General features: G+C 45.0%; 23 protein-coding genes and 1 pseudogene. 6 read left to right on the forward strand and 18 right to left on the reverse strand.

Annotated elements, in window-relative coordinates; translation table 11 throughout:
- Window positions 1–2 precede the first annotated feature (2 nt).
- Window positions 3–143, reverse strand: a complete 141-nt coding sequence (locus NYE56_RS16205) for a hypothetical protein (protein ID WP_003228723.1) — start codon at window positions 141–143, stop codon at window positions 3–5.
- A gap of 278 nt (window positions 144–421) precedes the next feature.
- Between NYE56_RS16205 and guaC the strand changes: the two genes are divergently transcribed.
- Complete coding sequence (gene guaC / locus NYE56_RS16210; protein ID WP_160244666.1) at window positions 422–1,402, forward strand: GMP reductase; 981 nt, start codon at window positions 422–424, stop codon at window positions 1,400–1,402.
- 73 nt (window positions 1,403–1,475) lie between these two features.
- Here the strand turns inward: guaC and paiB are convergent.
- The 6 genes and pseudogenes from paiB to NYE56_RS16240 all read right to left on the reverse strand — a co-directional run bounded on the left by paiB (window position 1,476) and on the right by NYE56_RS16240 (window position 5,985).
- Window positions 1,476–2,100 (reverse strand): annotated as a pseudogene (gene paiB / locus NYE56_RS16215) (protease synthase/sporulation negative transcriptional regulator PaiB).
- 23 nt (window positions 2,101–2,123) lie between these two features.
- Entirely contained in the window at window positions 2,124–2,642 is a 519-nt protein-coding gene (gene paiA / locus NYE56_RS16220) for a spermidine/spermine N(1)-acetyltransferase (RefSeq protein ID WP_268555096.1), read from the reverse strand.
- 337 nt (window positions 2,643–2,979) lie between these two features.
- On the reverse strand, window positions 2,980–3,342 hold the full coding sequence (locus tag NYE56_RS16225) for a HesB/IscA family protein (RefSeq protein ID WP_003244166.1): 363 nt from the start codon (window positions 3,340–3,342) through the stop codon (window positions 2,980–2,982).
- Window positions 3,343–3,420: 78 nt separating this feature from the next.
- Window positions 3,421–4,275, reverse strand: a complete 855-nt coding sequence (gene dapF / locus NYE56_RS16230) for a diaminopimelate epimerase (RefSeq protein ID WP_003243745.1) — start codon at window positions 4,273–4,275, stop codon at window positions 3,421–3,423.
- 122 nt (window positions 4,276–4,397) lie between these two features.
- Window positions 4,398–5,612 carry a NupC/NupG family nucleoside CNT transporter gene (locus NYE56_RS16235; RefSeq protein ID WP_003228710.1) on the reverse strand — a complete coding sequence of 405 codons (1,215 nt, stop codon included), beginning with the start codon at window positions 5,610–5,612 and terminating at the stop codon, window positions 4,398–4,400.
- Window positions 5,613–5,748: 136 nt separating this feature from the next.
- The gene (locus NYE56_RS16240; protein ID WP_341284109.1) at window positions 5,749–5,985 is read right to left on the reverse strand and encodes a YuzB family protein; all 237 of its coding nucleotides are present in this window, start codon (window positions 5,983–5,985) and stop codon (window positions 5,749–5,751) included.
- A 262-nt stretch (window positions 5,986–6,247) separates the two neighbouring features.
- On the opposite strand from NYE56_RS16240, the gene NYE56_RS16245 reads away from it, so the two are divergent.
- Window positions 6,248–7,315: an NAD(P)/FAD-dependent oxidoreductase gene (locus NYE56_RS16245; protein ID WP_341284110.1), complete on the forward strand. Its 1,068-nt coding sequence runs from the start codon at window positions 6,248–6,250 to the stop codon at window positions 7,313–7,315.
- Between the two features lie 25 nt (window positions 7,316–7,340).
- On the opposite strand, the gene NYE56_RS16250 is transcribed toward NYE56_RS16245, so the two are convergent.
- Window positions 7,341–7,667, reverse strand: a complete 327-nt coding sequence (locus tag NYE56_RS16250) for a YuzD family protein (protein ID WP_021480530.1) — start codon at window positions 7,665–7,667, stop codon at window positions 7,341–7,343.
- Between the two features lie 98 nt (window positions 7,668–7,765).
- Between NYE56_RS16250 and NYE56_RS16255 the strand changes: the two genes are divergently transcribed.
- The gene (locus NYE56_RS16255) at window positions 7,766–8,101 is read left to right on the forward strand and encodes a NifU family protein (RefSeq protein ID WP_010886606.1); all 336 of its coding nucleotides are present in this window, start codon (window positions 7,766–7,768) and stop codon (window positions 8,099–8,101) included.
- A 41-nt stretch (window positions 8,102–8,142) separates the two neighbouring features.
- Here NYE56_RS16255 and NYE56_RS16260 read toward each other — a convergent pair whose 3' ends face one another.
- The 5 genes from NYE56_RS16260 to cotNH all read right to left on the reverse strand — a co-directional run bounded on the left by NYE56_RS16260 (window position 8,143) and on the right by cotNH (window position 14,728).
- Entirely contained in the window at window positions 8,143–10,116 is a 1,974-nt protein-coding gene (locus NYE56_RS16260; RefSeq protein WP_341284111.1) for a S9 family peptidase, read from the reverse strand.
- Window positions 10,117–10,222: 106 nt separating this feature from the next.
- Entirely contained in the window at window positions 10,223–11,152 is a 930-nt protein-coding gene (gene thrB / locus NYE56_RS16265; RefSeq protein ID WP_341284112.1) for a homoserine kinase, read from the reverse strand.
- Window positions 11,149–12,207, reverse strand: a complete 1,059-nt coding sequence (thrC, locus tag NYE56_RS16270) for a threonine synthase (protein ID WP_003228697.1) — start codon at window positions 12,205–12,207, stop codon at window positions 11,149–11,151. The genes thrB and thrC overlap by 4 nt, the downstream gene beginning before the upstream one ends.
- On the reverse strand, window positions 12,207–13,508 hold the full coding sequence (locus NYE56_RS16275) for a homoserine dehydrogenase (protein WP_014477878.1): 1,302 nt from the start codon (window positions 13,506–13,508) through the stop codon (window positions 12,207–12,209). Before NYE56_RS16275 ends, thrC begins: the two co-directional genes overlap by 1 nt.
- A 200-nt stretch (window positions 13,509–13,708) precedes the next feature.
- Entirely contained in the window at window positions 13,709–14,728 is a 1,020-nt protein-coding gene (gene cotNH, locus NYE56_RS16280) for a spore coat-associated protein CotNH (RefSeq protein ID WP_217020248.1), read from the reverse strand.
- A 152-nt stretch (window positions 14,729–14,880) separates the two neighbouring features.
- Between cotNH and NYE56_RS16285 the strand changes: the two genes are divergently transcribed.
- Complete coding sequence (locus NYE56_RS16285; protein ID WP_003243814.1) at window positions 14,881–15,381, forward strand: phosphatidylglycerophosphatase A family protein; 501 nt, start codon at window positions 14,881–14,883, stop codon at window positions 15,379–15,381.
- Window positions 15,382–15,407: 26 nt separating this feature from the next.
- On the opposite strand, the gene nucF is transcribed toward NYE56_RS16285, so the two are convergent.
- From nucF to NYE56_RS16300, 3 genes are read right to left on the reverse strand one after another with little or no spacing between them, the layout of a single operon-like run.
- Window positions 15,408–16,178 (reverse strand): 5' nucleotidase NucF, encoded by a 771-nt coding sequence (gene nucF, locus NYE56_RS16290; RefSeq protein ID WP_003243196.1) that lies wholly within the window; start codon window positions 16,176–16,178, stop codon window positions 15,408–15,410.
- Window positions 16,179–16,206: 28 nt separating this feature from the next.
- Complete coding sequence (locus NYE56_RS16295; RefSeq protein ID WP_003228684.1) at window positions 16,207–16,641, reverse strand: DUF86 domain-containing protein; 435 nt, start codon at window positions 16,639–16,641, stop codon at window positions 16,207–16,209.
- Between the two features lie 23 nt (window positions 16,642–16,664).
- Window positions 16,665–16,940 carry a YutD family protein gene (locus NYE56_RS16300; protein WP_003228682.1) on the reverse strand — a complete coding sequence of 92 codons (276 nt, stop codon included), beginning with the start codon at window positions 16,938–16,940 and terminating at the stop codon, window positions 16,665–16,667.
- Between the two features lie 113 nt (window positions 16,941–17,053).
- On the opposite strand from NYE56_RS16300, the gene NYE56_RS16305 reads away from it, so the two are divergent.
- A complete protein-coding gene (locus NYE56_RS16305) occupies window positions 17,054–17,686 on the forward strand; it encodes a YhcN/YlaJ family sporulation lipoprotein (protein ID WP_021480537.1) in 633 nt (210 codons plus the stop codon).
- A gap of 15 nt (window positions 17,687–17,701) precedes the next feature.
- Here the strand turns inward: NYE56_RS16305 and lipA are convergent, their stop codons facing one another.
- A complete protein-coding gene (gene lipA, locus NYE56_RS16310) occupies window positions 17,702–18,598 on the reverse strand; it encodes a lipoyl synthase (protein WP_003222888.1) in 897 nt (298 codons plus the stop codon).
- 234 nt (window positions 18,599–18,832) lie between these two features.
- On the opposite strand from lipA, the gene lytH reads away from it, so the two are divergent.
- Window positions 18,833–19,813, forward strand: coding sequence for an L-Ala--D-Glu endopeptidase (lytH, locus tag NYE56_RS16315; protein ID WP_015714649.1), 981 nt, complete (start codon window positions 18,833–18,835; stop codon window positions 19,811–19,813).
- Between the two features lie 27 nt (window positions 19,814–19,840).
- Here the strand turns inward: lytH and yunB are convergent, their stop codons facing one another.
- Window positions 19,841–20,608 carry a sporulation protein YunB gene (yunB, locus tag NYE56_RS16320; RefSeq protein WP_015483652.1) on the reverse strand — a complete coding sequence of 256 codons (768 nt, stop codon included), beginning with the start codon at window positions 20,606–20,608 and terminating at the stop codon, window positions 19,841–19,843.
- Window positions 20,609–20,671: the final 63 nt, after the last annotated feature.

The raw sequence follows: 20,671 nt of genomic DNA on the forward strand, positions 1-20,671 counted from the left end.
TTTTATTTGAAGATATTTATATAATTCAATGCAGTTCCTACAACCAGCGCAATCACAAGGGCTGCGACCACCCAGATCATTGCCATAATAATGCGGTCCTGAATCTTTTGGGATTTCGGTGTTTTTTCTTCGTTTTGGGCCATTTTATTCGCTCCTTTCCCATGTCCATGCCATAAAGAAAGCCTGGTGCTGAACGACCAAGCTTTGCTGAACGTATATCATTCGCGTTTTGATTCGCTCTCTAAGACCATTCGTTAAAACTATGATACCTAAACTCACCCTGCATGACAAGCTTCGGCACTTGCACCACACCTGCCAGCAAATCATAATGTTTGACATCCTAAATAAAACAGAGTACATTATAGAAGGCGAACATTTTATACATTATACTTTTAAATATTCGTTTTTAGGAGTGAAAACCATGGAAAATGTATTTGATTACGAAGATATTCAGCTAATTCCTGCAAAATGCATTGTAAATAGCCGTTCAGAATGTGATACATCCGTACGTTTAGGCGGACGTACATTTAAATTGCCCGTCGTCCCTGCCAATATGCAGACGATTATAGATGAAAAACTAGCGATTCAATTAGCCGAAAATGGCTACTTTTATGTGATGCACCGATTTGAGCCTGAGACACGAATTAATTTTATTAAAGATATGAACGCACGCGGGTTATTCTCTTCTATCAGCGTGGGCGTCAAAGATGAGGAGTATGAATTTGTCCGCCAACTGGCAGAAGAAAATCTGACTCCTGAATACGTGACAATTGACATTGCTCACGGTCATTCAAATGCTGTCATTGAAATGATCCAGCACCTTAAAAAACATTTGCCGGAAAGCTTTGTTATTGCTGGCAACGTCGGAACGCCGGAAGCAGTCAGAGAGCTTGAAAATGCGGGAGCGGATGCCACTAAAGTCGGCATCGGACCGGGAAAAGTATGTATTACGAAAATCAAAACCGGCTTCGGCACTGGCGGCTGGCAATTAGCAGCGCTGCGCTGGTGTGCCAAGGCTGCCAGCAAACCGATTATCGCGGATGGCGGCATCCGCACCCATGGCGACATCGCAAAATCAATCCGATTCGGCGCAACGATGGTCATGATCGGTTCACTATTTGCCGGACACGAAGAATCGCCAGGCCAAACGATCGAAAAAGACGGAAAGCTTTACAAGGAGTACTTCGGCTCAGCCTCTGAATTCCAAAAAGGCGAAAAGAAAAATGTCGAAGGCAAAAAAATGCACGTGGCGCATAAAGGCTCAATCAAGGATACATTGATTGAAATGGAGCAGGATCTTCAATCTTCTATTTCTTATGCAGGCGGAACAAAGCTTGACGCCATCCGCAATGTGGATTATGTGATTGTGAAAAATTCCATTTTTAATGGGGATAAATATTAATCATAAAAAAACGCCAAGTCAGCGGTTCTCTGCTTGAGTTGGCGTTTTCTGCTACTTCTTCAGCAAAGTAAGCTTATATTTGCTTTTTGAATTTATCTTCCATCAGTTCTGCCATTTGTTTTGCATTTGGATTTTCTTCATTTTGCAACTGTTCAATAATGTTCATATAATCCGTTTCATTTCGGTTCTGGCTTAATTTATATGCCGCTTGAATATCTTCCACCTTAATCTTAAATCCAACGATACCTTTCAATTCACGTTCTAAGAGTTTTGGAGAAAGCTTATCCCATAAAACAGGATTGTCACGATGTTTTTCGTATTTCTCCAGCATGATTGTTAATTCTTCTGCTAATTCATCTTTCTCTAACATACTTGCTTTTCCATACATGTGGACAGCCTGATAATTCCACGTCGGAACATTTTCGCGCGAATACCAGGAAGAAGAAATATAAGCGTGCGGTCCCTGAAACATCACAAGCACATCTTCACAGGCTTCAAACGTTCTCCACTGAGGATTTCCATAAGCGAAATACCCCCCGTAATATAGTAATGATCATCTTTTTTATTGAATCCTAACGGCAAATGTGTGGCAATTGGTTTTCCTTGTTCTGTTGTGACAACCGTACCAAAGGAGTTTTCTTGTACAAAATTCCAAATTTCTTCAGCATTTAGACTTTAAAATATTTTGGAATATACATCATCATCCACCCTTCGAAAAATATTATATGAGTGTTTTAGCCATGATTAAATCCGTTTGCTCTTCATCACCCATATAAAAAGAGTGGGCGCCGGTCTGAACAAACCCCATTTTCTTATAAAAGGCAATGGCATTTTCATTTTTTTCCCACACACCTAGCCAAATGTTCGTTTTATTACGTTCCAGCGCAATTTCTATAGCTTTATTCAACAGATGTTTGCCAAGCCCATGTTTTTGAAAGCTGTTCTTTATATAAATTCTCTCGATTTCAAGTGATTCAGCACCCATTTCTTCAGACTGAGCATCATCGATATTGACCTTTACATATCCAGCGATTTCATGATCAAAGTAAATAAAAAAGAATTGCGAAGACATATTGGATAACTCTTTTTCCAGCTGCTCAGTGTTAAATGCGCTTTCTAAATAGGCTTTCATATTTTCAGGTGAGTTCTGTTCTTTAAAAGTGTCATTGAATGTTTCAATACTCAATTGTTGAAGTGTTTGTAAATCTTCCCGGCTGCATTTTTTCATTTTTATACTCATTGTTCGGATTCAGCCCCTTTATTTAAAATTCAATTGTCTTGTGTCCCTTTTATATATTTAAACACGGAACAGATACTGGCCTTGTTACCATTCCAAAAATCTTCTTCATCACCAACTCCCTATCGTGTTTTTGTTGTAAATGCAATAAAATATACTCCGCATTAAATATAGCGTAACTTTGCTGTATTTACAACAAAAATCAAACAACAAAGCAGCGTTTCTCTTGCCGAAGTCCCCGGAACTCTCTGCATCATTTCCCCATAATAAAAACGCCTCCCTTAACGATGATTTATCGCTAAGAAAAGCGTCAGTAATAGTTGCTATCCGTTTTTAGTGCTTAGCACTCTTCAGGCTTGCCTGCATTCGTTGCTGTTCTGAACGAAGAACCGCAGCCGCATGAAGCGATGGCGTTTGGATTGTCGATGGTGAAGCCGCCGCCGAGCATGGATTGTTTATAATCAATCACGGTGCCGTTCATGATGTCAAGGCTTTCTTTGTCAACTAGAACAGTGATGCCGTGCTGATCAAACACACTGTCTGATTCACTCTTTTCATGCTCAAAGCCCATGCCGTAAGAAAGTCCGCTGCAGCCGCCGCCTTTGACGCCTACACGCAGAAACGCGTTTTCTTCTTCATGCTCTTTCATCATATCTTTTATATGCAAAGCTGCTGCTTCTGTAATTGTTACCGGGTTGCTCATCATTGTGAACCTCCTTTTAAAAACCGGTTGCTGTCTTTTATTATAAACATGATCGTTCCAATTCTCAAACAAGGTGTTTTACAAGAAATAGACACCCTCACAAACTGTTTCAGCCGGCCCTGTCATCATTACATGGCCGTTATCTTTCCAGTTTATCACCAAATCCCCGCCTGCTAAATGCACCGTGATGTCTTGATTTCGCTTTGATACGCCGTTTAATACAGATGCGACTGCCGCTGCACATGCTCCTGTCCCGCATGCCTGAGTAATCCCTGATCCCCGTTCCCAGACGCGGAAATGCAATTCTTGTTCATTCACGGTTTCAACGAATTCCACATTGATGCCTTCCGGAAATCTCGGATCTTTCTCAATCACCGGCCCCAGTGTCGTTAAGGGTGCCTGTTCAATGTCTGCGATCGGAAAAACGATATGCGGATTTCCCATTGAAACGGCAGTGCCTGTTAGTTCTACTTCACCAAATGCCATCGTTTCATTGATTGTGTGCTCTTCCCCGCCGTCAAGCATCGGAAGCTCGGATTTTGTCAAGCGCGGCTCGCCCATATCGACAGTGACCACATTCACTTTTCCGTTTTCGACTTGAACCTCCGCTTTCACAAGCCCGGAGAGAGTTTCAATCAGAAAAGATGTTTCCTCAACCAGCTTATGCTCATATGCGTATTTTGCGACGCAGCGCAGGCCGTTGCCGCAGTTTTTCCCTTCAGACCCGTCATTATTAAAAATCCGCATTTTAACAGGCGCTTGGTCTGATGGGCATATCAGGATCATTCCGTCGGATCCGATCCCTGTATAAACAGAAGAAACCTGAATTGCAATCTCTGACAGTTTTTCTTCTGGAAGCTGTTCTTCAAATTGATTCACATAAATATAACTGTTTCCCAGGCCGTGCATTTTGGTAAATCGAAATGAGTTCATAGGTGCCTCCAACTTTTTTTCTTTTTCTTAGTATAAAAGCTATTATAAGCGGACACAATACAATTATCCCCCGTTTTTCATACATAAAAGCTCCTTGCACTGACGCAAGGAGCTTTTATCGTTTATATAAACATACCGGCAATGGCTGCGCTTAGCAGATTGGCTAATGTTCCTGCAAGAACAGCCTTCAGGCCGAGACGTGCGATATCTGAACGGCGGCTGGGTGCTAATCCGCCCAGCGTACCAAGCATAATCGCAATTGATGAAAAATTGGCGAATCCGCATAACGCGAAACTGATAATGGTAGCAGTTTTCTTAGAAAACTCGCCGATGTGCGGACCGAAGTTAGAATAAGCGACAAACTCATTCAGCACCAATTTCTGGCCGATATAGCTTCCCGCCTGCAATGCTTCATGCCAAGGCACGCCAATCAAAAAGGCGATAGGAGAAAACACATAGCCGAGAATGGATTCTAATGTTACGCCTTTTAAACCGAACAAGCCGAAAGCCCCGCCGAGAATACCGTTTACTACAGCGATTAACGCAACAAACGCAAGCAGCATCGCCCCAACGTTTAACGCAATTTGCAGTCCTGTTGACGCTCCCTTTGCAGCTGCGTCAATGACATTGGCTGCACCTTCGCCTTCATCCATTTTGAAATCGCTTTTTACGGTTTGCGTTTTTTCCGTTTCGGGTATAATCAATTTACCAAAGACAAGTCCAGCTGGAGCAGCCATAAAGCTGGCCGCCAGCAAGTATTCAATCGGAATGCCGAGAAGCGCGTACCCAAACAAGGTAGATCCTGCAACTGCCGATAGACCGCTCGTCATAATCGTAAACAACTCAGAGCGCGTCAGCCCGGCAATCAGGGGTTTGATCACTAACGGAGATTCTGATTGTCCTACAAAAATATTGGCAGCGGCCGCCAGAGATTCCGTTTTGCTTGTTCCAAGGAGCTTCGACAATCCGCCGCCAATGACACGGAAAACGAGCTGCATGATTTTCAAATGATATAAAACTGCAATCAGTGCTGAGAAGAAAATGATAACGGGCAGTACACTTAATGCAAATGCCGGACTGTCTCCGACCTTTAGAAGCGGTCCAAAAATAAAACTGATGCCTTCATTCGCATAGTCAATCAGAAGCTGTACACGGCTTGAAAACCATAAAAAAACAGCGCGTCCCGCTTCCCATTTCAACACGATGTATCCAAACGCCACCTGTGTGCATAAACCAACGATGACGGTTCTTATCTTAATATTGCTTTTCTTTTCTGAAAATAAAAACGCGATAGCAATGATCGCAACTGCGCCCAGCAGCCCCCACAGAACATTCATGAATACTCGTACACCTCTTAAATTTTATTTAAAAAAATATCTTTTATACGATAACAATAATATTTTTTGATGTCTACACATTTTTTTAGTTCTTTTGTACGGCAAAATAAAAAAGGGCCTGTCCAGGCCCTTTTCTTTAAAACATTGGATTTTCTTCAATAAAGGTATATATATTCTCAACAAGCTCAGCAGGCGTTTCACCCATGACGAATTCTCCGTTTACCAGAGCGAAAAGCGATTCCATGCATGTCCCGCAGTAGCTTAAGCAGCCATATTCAAGGACATCAAGGTTGGGATCCTTCTCCAAAATCGCCCGGGCTTCCTGAGAGCCGTGAGCCAGATTGCTGACACAAAATTCAATCATTGGATTCATGCGGTTTCACCTCACATATGTCCATTATCGCGAATTTTTCACTATTCGTCAAAGACAACGGATGATTCAAAATTTATTATCGTAACATATTATTTCTCAAATAACGTTTTACTAATTTGTGTTTTCAGGCTAAATTGTAGGTTATTTTGAAACTATTATTGTGATTTTAGATCAAATTCGATATAATTCTAGATGTTATTTTACATAGTTCGTATTTTCTTCAATGTATCTATCATACTCTTCGGATTAAAGGGGAATTCAAATGAAAAAATTGGTCTTGATCGGCGGAGGTTACGGGAACATGCGTGTTCTTCATCGCTTATTGCCAAACCAGCTGCCTGATGATGTTTCAATCACGTTAATTGACAGAAATCCTTATCACTGCTTGAAAACAGAATATTATGCCCTTGCCGCAGGCACAATTTCTGACCATCATATCAGAGTGTCATTCCCAGAGCACCCTCGCCTGGATGTCCAATACGGTGATATCACATCAATTGATATTGTACAAAAACAAGTGCTGTTCCAAGATCGTGAACCGATTTCTTACGATGACGCCGTAATCGGGCTCGGCTGTGAGGATAAATATCACAACGTGCCGGGAGCGCCTGAATTCACCTACAGTATTCAAACCATCGATCAGTCCCGCGAAACCTACCAAAAGCTGAATAATCTGAGCGCTAATGCCACCGTCGCCATTGTAGGAGCGGGCTTAAGCGGCGTTGAGCTTGCAAGTGAATTGAGAGAAAGCCGTGATGACCTGAACATTATTTTGTTCGACCGCGGTAATCTCATTTTATCAAGCTTTCCCGAGCGTTTAAGCAAATATGTGCAAAAATGGTTCGAAGAGCACGGTGTCCGCATTATTAACAGGGCAAATATCACAAAAGTAGAAGAAGGCGTTGTGTATAACCACGATGATCCGATTTCTGCAGACGCCATCGTGTGGACAGCCGGCATCCAGCCAAACAAAGTCGTCAGAGACTTAGATGTGGAGAAGGACGCACAAGGGCGTATTGTATTAACGCCTCATCACAATCTTCCAGATGATGAACATCTGTACGTTGTCGGCGATTGCGCCAGCCTTCCTCATGCGCCGAGCGCCCAGCTGGCAGAGGCTCAAGCAGAGCAGATTGTCCAAATCTTGCAAAAACGCTGGAATGGAGAAGCCCTGCCTGAATCAATGCCGCAGTTTAAGCTGAAAGGCGTCCTCGGTTCACTCGGAAAAAAAGCCGGCTTCGGGCTTGTTGCTGACCGTCCGCTGATCGGCCGTGTTCCGCGTATGCTGAAATCCGGCTTGCTGTGGATGTATAAACACCATAACGGTTAATGATAGAGAAGAACCGCTGATCAAGTCAGCGGTTTTCTGTATACCCATGCTTCTCCATTTCCTCATAAACGTCTTTTAATTTTGGATTGCCTTCACCGACAATTTTGTCTTCTACGAGCACAAGCGGATAAAAATACTCGTCATTTCTGATTTTTTCCGCAAGCTCTTTCGCATGTTCATTGTCAGGCGGCTCATGAATATCGATGTACTGCATCTCAAAAGGCTGATTTGGATATTTTCTTTTCAGCGCAGCCTCAAGCCACTCGTATGTATCCTTGGCTGTCGGCATATTTACACAGCTCGCACAAACGGTTTCTGCCCCGTACACGCTTAGCATGACTGGTTTCATCACTTGTAAACGCCCCCTTCTCCTATGTAAGTCCTTTCTTTTAAGTATACAGAGCCAAAGGACGTTTTTATAGAAAAAACCGTTTTTGTGTTGAAGTCTGAATGTGCTATAATAGGGAAAGCAACTTTGCAAACCAAACAATAGATTTTTATTGTTACACTGAATATAATGGTTTTATGACGACGAAAGGAGCGAATGTCATGACTGAAGTTGAAATGAAAGAACAGGTGCAGGAAGTACTGGACAAACTTCGTCCGTTTTTACTTCGTGACGGCGGTGACTGTGAGCTTGTAGACGTAGATGAAGGTATCGTTAAGCTTCGTCTTCTAGGCGCATGCGGCAGCTGCCCAAGTTCAACAATTACGCTGAAAGCCGGAATTGAGCGCGCTCTTCTAGAAGAAGTGCCAGGTGTCGTTGAAGTAGAACAAGTCTTTTAATAAAGCAGCCAGGCTGATATTTGATCAGCCTGGCTTTTTTATTAGAGATGTTGATCAAACCATGAGCTGATATAATTCAGGCGCTTGATCCGCTGTCTTGGGTGTCCAGTGCGTGACAAATTGTGCGATGCATTCGGAAAACGGACAAGCTTGGTTTCCTTGCCCATTTTTTTCAGAGCGATAAACAGCTGCTCCGCCTGCTCGATCGGGCATCGGTCATCCCGCTCGCCATGCAGAATCAAAAGCGGTGTCTCCACGTTTGCTGCGTATTTTAAAGGAGACCGGTCCCAGAGCTTTTCTGTGTCCTCAAACATGTCATGCTCAAGCTGCCAGTCTGTAAAGAAATAGCCGATATCACTGACGCCGTGAAAGCTGATCCAATTTGATATCGAGCGCTGGGTGACGGCAGCTTTAAAGCGGTTCGTCTGCCCGACGATCCAGTTGGTCATAAAACCTCCGTAGCTTCCGCCCGTGACACCGAGCCGCTTAGGATCAATATGCGGATCTCGCTTGATAGCCTCATCCACAGCTTGCATCACATCGTCATAATCCTTTCCTCCATAATCTCCTCTGACCGCATTCACAAATTCCTGCCCGTAGCCGTGGCTTCCTCTCGGATTGATATAAACGACCGCGTATCCTTTCGCCGCCAGCACCTGAAACTCATGAAAATATGTATGTCCGTACATCATATGCGGACCGCCGTGTATGTTGAGAATAAGTGGATATGTTGTCTCACCTTCCATTTGTGCAGGCTTCATCAGCCAGCCGTTCACCGTCACGCCGTCTTCTGTAGCATATTGAATCTCTTCAGGTATTGATATCGTATGCTCACTGACAAACTTGTCATTCGCGCCAGTCAGCTGTTTCTCTTCCTGTCCAAGCGGGATACTGTAAAGCTCACTCGGTCTGTCCGGCTTTGTCACACTGGCAATAAAGTGCTGTTCATCAGGTGAAAGAGAAAAGCTATTGATGTACTCTTTTTCCAGACGAATCGGATACACAAGGCCTTCAATCGAAATATAATAGATGCCCGTACTGCCTTGATCTGTGCCGATGACATAAAACCCTTGGCTGTCCTTTGTCCAAATCGGGCGCTGTTCAGCACCACCGATCAATGAATCTCCAATCAGCGCATCCGCTAAATGAACGTCCAGCATCTCAGTCAGACATGTAAGGCGGCCTTGTTCGATATCATAGAGCCACGCCTTTGAGAGCGTTGCATTCTGATATTCCTTTTCATTTCCAAGCAAAGCAAGATACCTTCCGTCTGGTGAAAATGAGCTTGATCCGAATGAGCCGCGATGAGGTGTAACCTGCTTAAGATCTCCAGACTCCAGTGACATCATGTAAACATCATGCGGCTTGCTGGCATCATCTGTTTCAGTTAAATTAGCTGAGAAAACAAGCCATTTGCCGTCAGGAGAAAAAGCAGGATCACCATGATCAGCTTTGTGACTTGTCAGCTCCTTCATCTCACCCGACTTTACGCTGACAAGCACAAGCTGGGCATACGCACCTCTCGTCAGCCCTTTGCCGTCCCGTTTGTAGGAGAGGCTTTGCACTTCAACAGGTTCATAGCTGTCCTGCTCCGTTTTTTCTCGGTCATCAATGCTTTCTCCCTCTCCCAAACTGACAGTGACCAGAATCGATTCGCCATCCGGGGACCATATTGGCTTTGACACGCCATACGGGATATCAGTCAGTTTTCTCGCTTCTCCGCCTTCAGCGCTCATCATATACAGCTGTGCCGCATCGCCTTCTCGATCAGAAATAAAGGCAAGCGTGCGCCCGTCCGGAGACCATCTTGGGTCGGTGCTTCGCTTTTCTCCATGTGTCCAAGGAACAGACCCGCCCGTTTTCGTTTCATAGATCCATATATTTGATGTATACGAATCTTTCTCTTGATTCACTTGTGATTTTACATATGCGGCACGGGTGCCGTCTGGGGCGTATTGAGGATCGGTCACAGAGACAATCGCTGTGATGTCGTCTGCGGTTATCAGCTTTTTCATATTCATCTCCTCCTTTTTACATGTATTTCGTTTTTCTAAATAAAAACTCCTTTATCTCCAGCAAAAAAAGCGCCCTCCGCTTACGCTGAGGAACGCTTGGCATGATCTATACACTTTTTACTTGATATAAAGGATTTCGCTCTATTATACTTCCCTCTTTCGGAACGGTCAAAGCGTCTACTTCACAATGAGGGAAATGAAGCGCGAGCTGTTCTTTTAGCTCTTCTCCCTTTCCTTTTTCGGTCATGACGAGAATCGTCGGGCCTGCTCCGCTGAGAGCCGTTCCATATGCGCCCTTCATCTCGGCAACGTGCTCTACTTTTGACAGCTCAGGCACAAGCATCGCCCGGTACGGCTGATGGAACATATCCTTCTTCATGATTTTCCCGACGAGCGGCCAATCCTTGGACATGATCGCAGCAATGAGGATATTGCTGACAGCACTTGCTTTTACGGCATCGGCATATGGAAACTCCTTCGGAAGCACGTCTCTCGCGTCTCTTGTCAGCACTTCATAAAAAGGAATGACAACGACTACGTCAATGTCAGCATTCGGGACGCGGATCATTTGGGTCTCGTCATCCTCATGCAGGCCGATCACAAGTCCGCCGACGAGAGAAGCGCCAGCATTGTCCGGGTGTCCTTCTTCTAGACTCGCTAAATGCAGCTTGTCCGTTTTAGACAGCTTTAAGCCGCATAATTCATCAGCCAGTTCAATGGCCGCTACAATCGCCGCGGCGCTGCTGCCAAGGCCGCGTGCAAGCGGGATGTCGCTCCACACCTTCACATGAACAGGAGGCATTTCTTTTCCGTACAAATCTGCGGTCCGTTTAGCCACTTGATAGATCAGGTTATCTGTACCCGCCGGAATTCCGGCGACTGTTTCTGTTTCAGCCTCAAAAGACCATTTGTCGCTTTCAAAGACGGTCAGCTTCAAATATCTGCTGAGCGCCATTCCGACTGAATCAAAGCCGGGGCCTAGGTTAGCTGTGCTTCCGGGAACAGTGACAGAGAACAGCATGTCGGCTTCGTTCATACACGGGCCGCTCCTTTTACATATTCAAGGATGCTGTCTTCATCAGTCGGCAATGTGACAGGCTTGATTTCTGAAATGTCGACCGCTGTGTTCGGATCTTTCAGTCCGTTTCCTGTTAACACAGCTACGACCTTGCTGCCTTTCGGAATTTCTCCGGATTTCACCTGTTTCAGCACTCCTGCGATAGATGCGCAAGAACCTGGTTCTGCAAACACGCCTTCTACTCGGGCGATCAACTGATATGCGTGAAGGATTTCATCATCAGTGACTTCGTCAATTTTCCCATTGGATTCCTCGGCTGCCTTTACAGCTTTGTCCCAGCTTGCCGGGTTTCCGATACGAATGGCTGTCGCTATTGTTTCAGGATTTTCAATCACTTCATTGCGCACGATTGCCGCCGCACCCTCAGCTTCAAAGCCGCGCATTTTCGGAAGGCCTGTGCCGTTTTTCTCATGATATTCCTTGAAGCCCTTCCAGTACGCAGTGATGTTTCCCGCGTTTCCGACCGGGATCGCTAAAACATCAGGCGCTTCCCCCAGCTGTTCGCACACTTCGAAGGCAGCAGTTTTTTGGCCTTCAATGCGGTAAGGGTTGACTGAGTTGACAAGGGCAATCGGTGATTTCTCACAGATGGAACGGACAATTTTAAGCGCATCGTCAAAGTTTCCGTCAATTGCGATAATCTCGGCTCCGTACATGACAGCTTGAGCGAGTTTTCCAAATGCAATTTTTCCGTTCGGGATGATGACAATGCATTTCATGTTAGCACGGGCTGCATATGCTGCCGCAGCAGCGGAAGTGTTACCTGTTGACGCGCACATAATCGTGTCATTGCCTTCTTCTTTTGCCTTTGCCACAGCCATAACCATTCCGCGATCTTTAAATGATCCCGTAGGATTGACGCCTTCCGTTTTGACATGAAGCTCAATTCCGAGCTGCTCAGACAGCTTCGGCAGGTGAATAAGAGGTGTGTTTCCTTCATGTAAAGTTAGCGCCGGTGTTTGATCTGTTACAGGTAAAAATTCTTTATATTGATGGATAAGTCCTTTCCACATTAGCTCCAACCGTTCCCTTCTACACGATATGTGCTTTTGACTTCTTGAACGACTTCCAAATCATTTAGGTTTTGCAGAATATCACTGAAATCAGCTTCTGATGTATGATGTGTGACAATTACGATTTCAGCTAACTCATCATGGCCTTTAATTGGCAGCTGAAGGATTTTTTCAAAGCTCACGCCCCGCTCTGAGAACACAGATGTAATTTTCGAGAATGAACCAACCTCATCTTTTACATGAATTCTTAAAAACTGCTGTGCATAAATGTCAGACGGCGATTTCATGTTTTTCTCATATTGCGGCCCGACAAAGCTGTTGCCGGTTACACCGAGGCGCATATTTTTCATGACAGCGACGAGGTCAGAAACAACGGATGTCGCTGTCGGCATGCTTCCGGCTCCCGGCCCGTAAAACATCGTCTCACCGACAGCCTCGCCGTATACATAAACAGCGTTAAACTCATTATGAACAGCAGAAAGCGGATGGTGGTCAGGAAGCAGTGTCGGCTGTACGCTGACCTCGATTTTGCTGCCGTCACGCTGAGCAATCCCAATCAGCTTCATTGTATAGCCGAGGCGTTTGCTGAAGCTGATGTCCTCGTCTGTAATTTGGGAGATCCCCTTTACTTTGACGTCTTCCAGATCCACGTTCATCGAGAAGCCGAGGCGCGCCAATATCGCCATTTTCCGTGCGGCGTCAAGCCCTTCCACGTCAGAAGTCGGATCAGCTTCGGCAAAACCGAGATCCTGCGCTTCCTTGAGCACTTCCTCGTATGGGCTTTTCTCTTTGATCATTTTTGTTAAGATAAAGTTTGTAGTGCCGTTCACAATTCCCATCATTTTTGTAATTCGATCTGATGAGAGGCCTTCCTCTAACGTGCGCAGAATCGGAATCCCGCCGGCAACACTGGCTTCAAAGTAGATATCGCATCCATTTTCCTTCGCTTCGGCAAGCAGCTCGGAGCCGTACACAGCCATTAAGTCCTTGTTTGCTGTGACAACATGCTTTTTCGATCTCAGCGCGTCGACCAAATATTGTTTTGTCTGTTCAACGCCGCCGATCACCTCGATGACGACATCAACATCTGGATCATCAATGACATCATACACTTCTGTCGTGAGCACTTCCTTCGGCAAATCTACTTCTCTCTTTTTCTCTATATCTTTTACAAGCACTTTTTTTATCGTAACCGGACAGCCGACCTGATGCATAAGCTTATCCTGATGGTCTTGAATAATTTTAACGACACCGCTTCCGACGGTACCTAAACCTAAAAGCCCTACACGAATCGCTTTCAAAAAAACTCCACCTTTCTTTTGATTGTCCTCTTGAAAAAGACAATTGTTAACTCAACACAGACATATAAGTTACAAACATTATATAAGCCCGCTCCTGTTTTGACAAGACAGCACTAGGCTGAATTTTGTGAATGTAAACGCTTAACGCATTGATATGACAAGATTCTTTATTTTCTAATTATTTTTGTCAGATTTTCTCCTCACCCTGAGCTGCCTTTGCCGAGCCAGCTGACGCGTGGAACAAACAGCTTCTGCGCCCGCATATTCATGAATTCCTGCGCTGTATTGAGAAATTGTTCATAACGCCCACAGTCATTAAGAATGAAGTCAAGCTGTTCTTCAAAATAATGCTTTTCTGATTCTGATGACATGTAATAGCTTTCCACGATTTCAAAATAATGAAGCGGGAAAAGCAGGCGGCTGTATAAAAGGCGTTTCGAAAATGAAGACAGCGGTGTGACTTGCTCGTATTCCTGTAAAAAGAGAAAGCCCTGCTGATTAAAATCTTGTCTGTGATGCAAATACGTATGCCTCATATATTCAGCCAAATCACGGGAAGCGTGGTCAAACACCCAATCCGCCGGAATCCTGATCAATGATTCCGGTGACCATGTATGCCTTTCCATCCGCTGATGGCATATCGTTCCTGAATCAGCGGCTTGGGGCTTGTCATCCAGCTCAGTGTCCACTAAATATTGTATCGCGTTTTCTGACAGTCCTAAATAATATGGAAATGATTCGATCATTTTTTTATCGAATGGCTCATGCGGAGGGGTCTGAACCTTTCTCTGCCAAAATGCTTCCAGCTGATCAATTCGTTTTCCCCACAGATCCTTCCACTGGCCGATTCTTCCGGCTGCCTTCACCTCATACGGATATCCTCGGCCTTTTCGGTGAAATTCCGCAAGCTCCGCTCCAATGGAGAACGCCCTGTTTGAATAAGGGGGAGCCGCCTTCAGCAGAGCGTACGTTTTTCCCTCATGTTCAAATGTCAGTTCACCTTCTTTTGTAAAGATAAAAACCGAAACGTATGGGTCACTTTGTTCTTGTAAATACTGACTCATGTAATAAAGCTCCGCCAGCTCTGTTTCTGAGAATTGGGAAACGGGGACAATCAGAAAGTATGAATTAGGCGTCTGAAAGCATTGATATGTGTGCTGGTACATGGAAAGCTGCCTGATGTGAATGCCGTATTTTTCTTTTATTGTACCTTTCACCATGATCACCTGCCTGTTGAATTAGGGCTCATCACATCGTAGTCATACACAGCCGGAATTATGAATACATATTTTAATCCGAAGAAGGCGCAAGAAAAAGTCGTAAACTTCTCAAGCATTTTGTATAAACTAGTAAAAAAGATTGGGTGAAGCTGATGTCAGAAAACGAACAATTCAGTCAGATGGAAGCTAAAGCAAGAGCACGGATGAAGGAGCGCGGCGTTGAGGTATCAGACATTGCCGAGCTTGTCTTTTTTCTGCAGAAAAAATATCATCCGGATTTAACCATTGATGAATGCACGCTGAACGTCAATCGTGTTCTCGCAAAACGCGAGGTGCAAAACGCGATTTTAACGGGCATTGAATTGGATGTTCTTGCTGAGCAGAAAAAACTGTCTGAACCGCTGCAAACGATGCTGGAAATAGATGAAAGCCTATATGGAGTAGATGAAGTTCTGGCATTTTCCATTGTGAACATTTACGGATCGATCGGGTTTACGAACTACGGTTACATCGACAAAGAAAAACCCGGAATCCTTAAACGATTGAATGATAAATCAACCGGTGAATGCCATACTTTTTTAGATGACATCGTCGGAGCGATTTCCGCCGCGGCTTCAAGCAGACTCGCACACCGCGCGCGGCATACAGAATAAGGGCACCCTTTAAGGGCGCCCTTTTTTCAAATGTATGGAATCCATTCAGTCAGAGAGTCAATGGCGTGAGTCGGTTTTTCCATATCGTCTGTCATATGTTCTCTTTTCGTTACGCCTGTGTGAACGAGCAGCGTATCCATACCCGCGTTAATGCCGGCCATAATATCAGTGGCGTAGTTGTCGCCGACCATGAGTGTTTCAGACACATCTGTGCCGAGAACGCGCATCGCCTGCTCCATAATAATTGATTCCGGCTTGCCGATAAATACAGGCTGTACACCTGTAGATACGGTTAACACCGATGTCAGTGAGCCGTTTCCCGGCAGAAGCCCTCTTTCAGTCGGAATCGCAATATCTCCGTTAGTGGAAATAAAGCGGGCGCCATTTCTGATTGCCAGGCAGCCGACAGCAAATTTTTCGTATGTAATGGAACGGTCGATGCCAACAACGACAAAGTCCGCGTTTTCTCCGCCAAATGTCAGGCCGTTTTCTTCAATCGCCTGGCGGATTCCTTCCTCCCCAATCACATACACAGACGCGTCTTTTTTCTGCTGTGCAATGTGCTGGGCAGTTGCCATGCTGGTCGTGAAGACCTGCTCTTCTGTTGCCGGAATATCAAAAGACACGAGCTTGTCCGCTACCTGCTTCGGTGTGCGCGAAGAGTTGTTTGTCACGAAAAGATAAGGAACGCCGCGATCTTTCAGCGTTCTGACAAATTCACACGCTTCCTCGATTTTTTCCGTGCCATTGTACATCGTTCCGTCTAAATCAATTAAATACCCTTTATATGTTTTCATATCCAACACTCCTGTGGCTTTCCAGTTGTTATTTAAACGCGGAAACAGGTCCTAGCTCTGTTTCCAAATAGCTTCTGATCCGTTTCGGGAAGTCCTGAAGAGCTGTTTGATGCGCCTTGATCAGCCTGTAAAGCTCGCCGCTGTCAGCGAGCAGATACTGTTGAACCAACGTTTTGCGGTAGGCGATCAATTTCTTGAGCTCATCACCCTCTTTTTCCGTGACAACTTTCTCATCAACAAGTATATCCATAATGTCGTCATAGCTGCCCGGGTCCCGCATAATAAAGCCGTCAATCATGTCATTGCCTGTATCCAAAATGCATTCGATTAACAGATGGCCTATACGCTGAAGTGCCAATTCCCCGATTTCAGACTGCCAGTCTGTTTGTGAGTCAAATAGCGCCAGCTGGTGCTCGAAGAACCCTAGTGTTTTCTCGATTTTGCTTCTGTCAACAAAATACATGACAGCATCCCCTTTGTGTATATTTATTTTCTGATCCGTTTCAAGACAAAATACGCACAGCCGAAATTGCAGTATTCGTAAATATATTCATCTAATGTGCTGATTTTCGTTTCGAAGGTTGCCTTTTGATTCTGGTCGTCAAAGAAGCCCTTGAGCCTTAACTGACCGTATCCCCAGTCTCCCACAATATAATCGTATTTATTTAATATATCGGAGTAGCGGGCTTTAAAAGCCTCTTCGTTGAAGCCGTCTTTGAAATTGTGCACCAATTCAAATTCGGCATTTTGAATAAGAATCATGATCTCACCTCTTTTTCACTCATTCCTATCATAATTCATTGCCCCGTCCCCATCAATTGCTAAAGAATAAATCATGCGATTTGGCTACCCTACACATGAGGAGGGATTGATAAATGAAACGAACCGCTGTCAGCCTCTGCCTGCTGACTGGACTTTTATCCGGGTGCGGAGGCGCAGGATTGGATAATGCCCAAAATGTCCGGAATCAGACGCAGAATCAAACCAAACCCATTCATGTGTCGGACCGCAACGAGGCTTTTAACAGGCATAATGAGAACGAACAATTTGGCTATGTCCGCTATCAAAAAGAACAATTTGACGGAGACCAGCAGAAAACGCCGGTGATGAACCGGGAAGAAACCGCTCACATGATATCAAGTTTAACGGTTCAGCTCCCCCATATTCAAGATGCTGCGACATTGGTGACTGACCGAGAAGCGCTTGTCGTATACAAAACCGATTCTAAAAACCGGGAGCTGACCGCCGATCAGGTGAAAAAAACAGCGGCTTCCGTGATACCGCGATACTATCACGTGTATATTTCCGATAATCCAAACCATATGCAGTCTGTCGAAAATTACAGCAATCTCGGCTCTGGTTCAAGGGATATCAGAGAGATCATGTCGGGGACGATTCAAGAAATGAAAACCTCCCCGCAAGGAAGCCCTGTCTCAGAGAATGAAAATGCCAATGGAGAAACGCGTCAGGACATGAAAATCGATAGGAATGACAAAAACGCCAGATGATCTGGCGTTTTGGCATTATGCTTGTGCTTGACGCTTTTTAGATGCTTCGTTTACTTGTTCATCCGCATGGTAAGAGGAACGGACAAGCGGACCGGCTTCACAATGGCTGAAGCCTTTTTGCATCGCGATTTCTTTTAATTCTGCAAATTCATCAGGATGGTAGTATTTTTGGACTTTCAAGTGTTTCTTCGTCGGCTGCAGATATTGGCCGATTGCCATAATATCCACGTTGTTCGCCAAGAGGTCGTCCATTACTTCAATAATCTCTTCTTTTGTTTCGCCGAGCCCGATCATGATACTTGATTTTGTCGGAATGTCAGGCTGCATTTCCTTCGCACGGCGCAAAAATTCCAATGAACGGTCGTATGTCGCACGCGCACGGACTCTTGGCGTCAGGCGGCGAACCGTTTCGATATTGTGATTCAGGATGTCTGGGCGTGTATCCATTAAGGTTTTTAGGTTATCGTAGTTTCCGCCCATATCAGACGGCAGCACCTCAATTGTTGTGAACGGGCTTTTTCTGCGGATCGCACGGACAGTTTCCGCGAAAATGCCTGCCCCTCCATCTTTCTGATCGTCACGCGCAACAGCCGTAATAACCGCGTGCTTCAGATTCATAAGCGCGACTGAATCCGCTACGCGTTCCGGCTCTTGCAGGTCAAGCTCAGTTGGAAGGCCTGTTTTGACAGCACAGAAACGGCATGCTCTTGTACAAACAGAACCTAAAATCATAAATGTCGCTGTACGTCTGACAGCCCAGCATTCATGAATATTCGGACATTTTGCTTCTTCGCATACGGTATGAAGGTTGTTTTCCCGCATGAGTTTTTTGAGCCCTGTATAGTTTTCATTTGTATTTAATTTAATTTTAAGCCATTCGGGCTTTCTGAGGTGTTCGTCTTTCTTTGCCAATTCCCATCATCTCCAATATCCAATATACTCAATTTCTGACACGAAACATTCTGAAAACGAGAAAGGTGCAGGTTTTAGTTCTGCAACAAAAATAATGTTTTTCTAACTAAAGAAAGTCTTTTCTTTAGACACTTTAACATAGGAAAAATTTCTCGACAAGGGAAGATGATTACTGACATTTTTAAGCCGGGTTGCCGCAAACTATGTGTATTCAATATGAAAGGAGATTATTTTGTGAAAGTTTTGTTATCCGCTCTTCTTCTCCTTTTGTTTGCATTTGAGCCTTCTGCGTCTGGAAAAAAGCTTTCAGATCCAGTACTGTCGAAACGGATGGAATTATATCATAAAATCGAAGCTGTGACGCAGATCCCTTGGTATGCGCTCGCCGCTGTTGATCAATACGAAGAAAACGTGCGGAGCAACCGGAAAGATCTGCCTGACAAGGCGGGAATCATCAGCATCTATATACCCGATGACATCTGGAGCGGGCCTGAAAACCCGAATCCGAAAGATGATGCGCCGTTAAGCATTAAAGTGTTTGACGGAATCGGAATGGATGGCGATGGAGACGGGAAAGCCGAGGTCAGCAACGATGAAGATATCTTGTATACGTTCAGCCAATACTTACTGTCGTATGGCACAGATGAAGACAACATCCGGATCGGGCTTTGGAATTATTACCGGCGTGATCAGACAGTGGGGATTATATCTGAATTCATGAAGCTGTTTAAAGCCTACGGCCATATTGATCTGGGCGAGCATGCATTCCCGCTTCCGATCAGAACCGATTACAGCTACCGAAGCACGTGGGGAGATGCCCGCGGCTTCGGTGGAAGGCGGATTCATGAAGGTACGGATATCTTTGCCCATTACGGCCTTCCTGTCAAATCCACATGTTACGGCGTAGTTGAAATGAAGGGCTGGAACCGCTTCGGAGGATGGAGAATCGGCATCAGGGACATTAACAATACGTATCATTATTTTGCCCATCTCAATGGGTTTGCCAAAGGGATTAAAACAGGACAAATCGTTGAGCCTGGCCAAGTGATCGGATCAGTCGGCAGCTCCGGATACGGCCCGCCGGGAACCGCCGGGAAGTTCCCGCCGCATCTGCACTATGGCATGTACAAAGATAACGGAAGAACCGAATGGTCATTTGATCCATACCCGCATTTGAGGGCGTGGGAGCGATATGAATACCAAAAAAAGAAGTAACAAAAAGCCGCCTCTTCGACAGGCGGCTTATTTGCTGCTTTTTTCTTTTTTTGAATCAGCACCGTCTTCTTCTTTGCTGCTCGGGAGCTGGACAGAAGGCGTGACACCCGAGCCGCCGCTTCCATTATAAAACTGCGGCACTTCGCCCTGCACTGCTTTAATCGATACAGGAACATTATTTGTGACGACAGCGGTTTTGCTGGCAAATGGAATGATGACCTTCACTTTAATTTCGACAAAGATGCTGATATCAATAAGTGCGTTATTTATGCCATACGGCTTGATTTTGGTTTTGACATCTGTAAAAGCGTCACCGATTAAATTGAACCGGACCGGGATTTTCGGCCCGAGGTTTCCAAGAAGGCTGTTGCCGGTTACCTGTCCCAGCGGAATGTTGATCATAATGTTTTCACTGGCGCCGCTGTGTCCGGTATGGGTTTCCATCTCTTTCAAATGAGCTTGAAGCTGCTTTGTCACTTTTGTTTTCACACTGTTTACAACCTGTGTATTAAAATCGATTGTCGTTAAGTTTCCGTTTTCATCAGAATTCATTTGAAACATATCTTTCATATTTTCACTGTCAGACATATAGTCCTCAATCGAATCCTGGATCACCTCTGTCGCTATACGCTTCGTTTCCATCTCGCCGATGTCCATTAAAACAGGTTTGATCGAGCCATTGATCATCCAAAGGCTGACCGTTGTTGACAGGATAAAAAAGACAACTGACAGGAGCATCACGTAACGGAAAGGCAAAGGTCCTCTCTTGCGAAAAGGGCCGCGATATCTTGGCAAGAAAATCCCCCCTTACATATCACAATGTATGCTTGTAAGAGGGGACATAGTAATAGCCGGGGC

The sequence above is a fragment of the Bacillus sp. FSL R5-0603 genome (assembly GCF_038050295.1).
GTDB lineage: Bacteria > Bacillota > Bacilli > Bacillales > Bacillaceae > Bacillus > Bacillus subtilis.

What these genes read in the sequence shown, in the direction of transcription:
- NYE56_RS16205 (WP_003228723.1), bottom strand. Translation starts at nt 143, where the DNA reads ATGGCCCAAAACGAAGAAAAAACACCGAAATCCCAAAAGATTCAGGAC.
- guaC (WP_160244666.1), top strand. Translation starts at nt 422, where the DNA reads ATGGAAAATGTATTTGATTACGAAGATATTCAGCTAATTCCTGCAAAA.
- paiA (WP_268555096.1), bottom strand. Translation starts at nt 2,642, where the DNA reads ATGAGTATAAAAATGAAAAAATGCAGCCGGGAAGATTTACAAACACTT.
- NYE56_RS16225 (WP_003244166.1), bottom strand. Translation starts at nt 3,342, where the DNA reads ATGAGCAACCCGGTAACAATTACAGAAGCAGCAGCTTTGCATATAAAA.
- dapF (WP_003243745.1), bottom strand. Translation starts at nt 4,275, where the DNA reads ATGAACTCATTTCGATTTACCAAAATGCACGGCCTGGGAAACAGTTAT.
- NYE56_RS16235 (WP_003228710.1), bottom strand. Translation starts at nt 5,612, where the DNA reads ATGAATGTTCTGTGGGGGCTGCTGGGCGCAGTTGCGATCATTGCTATC.
- NYE56_RS16240 (WP_341284109.1), bottom strand. Translation starts at nt 5,985, where the DNA reads ATGAATCCAATGATTGAATTTTGTGTCAGCAATCTGGCTCACGGCTCT.
- NYE56_RS16245 (WP_341284110.1), top strand. Translation starts at nt 6,248, where the DNA reads ATGAAAAAATTGGTCTTGATCGGCGGAGGTTACGGGAACATGCGTGTT.
- NYE56_RS16255 (WP_010886606.1), top strand. Translation starts at nt 7,766, where the DNA reads ATGTGCTATAATAGGGAAAGCAACTTTGCAAACCAAACAATAGATTTT.
- NYE56_RS16260 (WP_341284111.1), bottom strand. Translation starts at nt 10,116, where the DNA reads ATGAAAAAGCTGATAACCGCAGACGACATCACAGCGATTGTCTCTGTG.
- thrB (WP_341284112.1), bottom strand. Translation starts at nt 11,152, where the DNA reads ATGAACGAAGCCGACATGCTGTTCTCTGTCACTGTTCCCGGAAGCACA.
- thrC (WP_003228697.1), bottom strand. Translation starts at nt 12,207, where the DNA reads ATGTGGAAAGGACTTATCCATCAATATAAAGAATTTTTACCTGTAACA.
- cotNH (WP_217020248.1), bottom strand. Translation starts at nt 14,728, where the DNA reads ATGGTGAAAGGTACAATAAAAGAAAAATACGGCATTCACATCAGGCAG.
- NYE56_RS16285 (WP_003243814.1), top strand. Translation starts at nt 14,881, where the DNA reads ATGTCAGAAAACGAACAATTCAGTCAGATGGAAGCTAAAGCAAGAGCA.
- nucF (WP_003243196.1), bottom strand. Translation starts at nt 16,178, where the DNA reads ATGAAAACATATAAAGGGTATTTAATTGATTTAGACGGAACGATGTAC.
- NYE56_RS16295 (WP_003228684.1), bottom strand. Translation starts at nt 16,641, where the DNA reads ATGTATTTTGTTGACAGAAGCAAAATCGAGAAAACACTAGGGTTCTTC.
- NYE56_RS16300 (WP_003228682.1), bottom strand. Translation starts at nt 16,940, where the DNA reads ATGATTCTTATTCAAAATGCCGAATTTGAATTGGTGCACAATTTCAAA.
- NYE56_RS16305 (WP_021480537.1), top strand. Translation starts at nt 17,054, where the DNA reads ATGAAACGAACCGCTGTCAGCCTCTGCCTGCTGACTGGACTTTTATCC.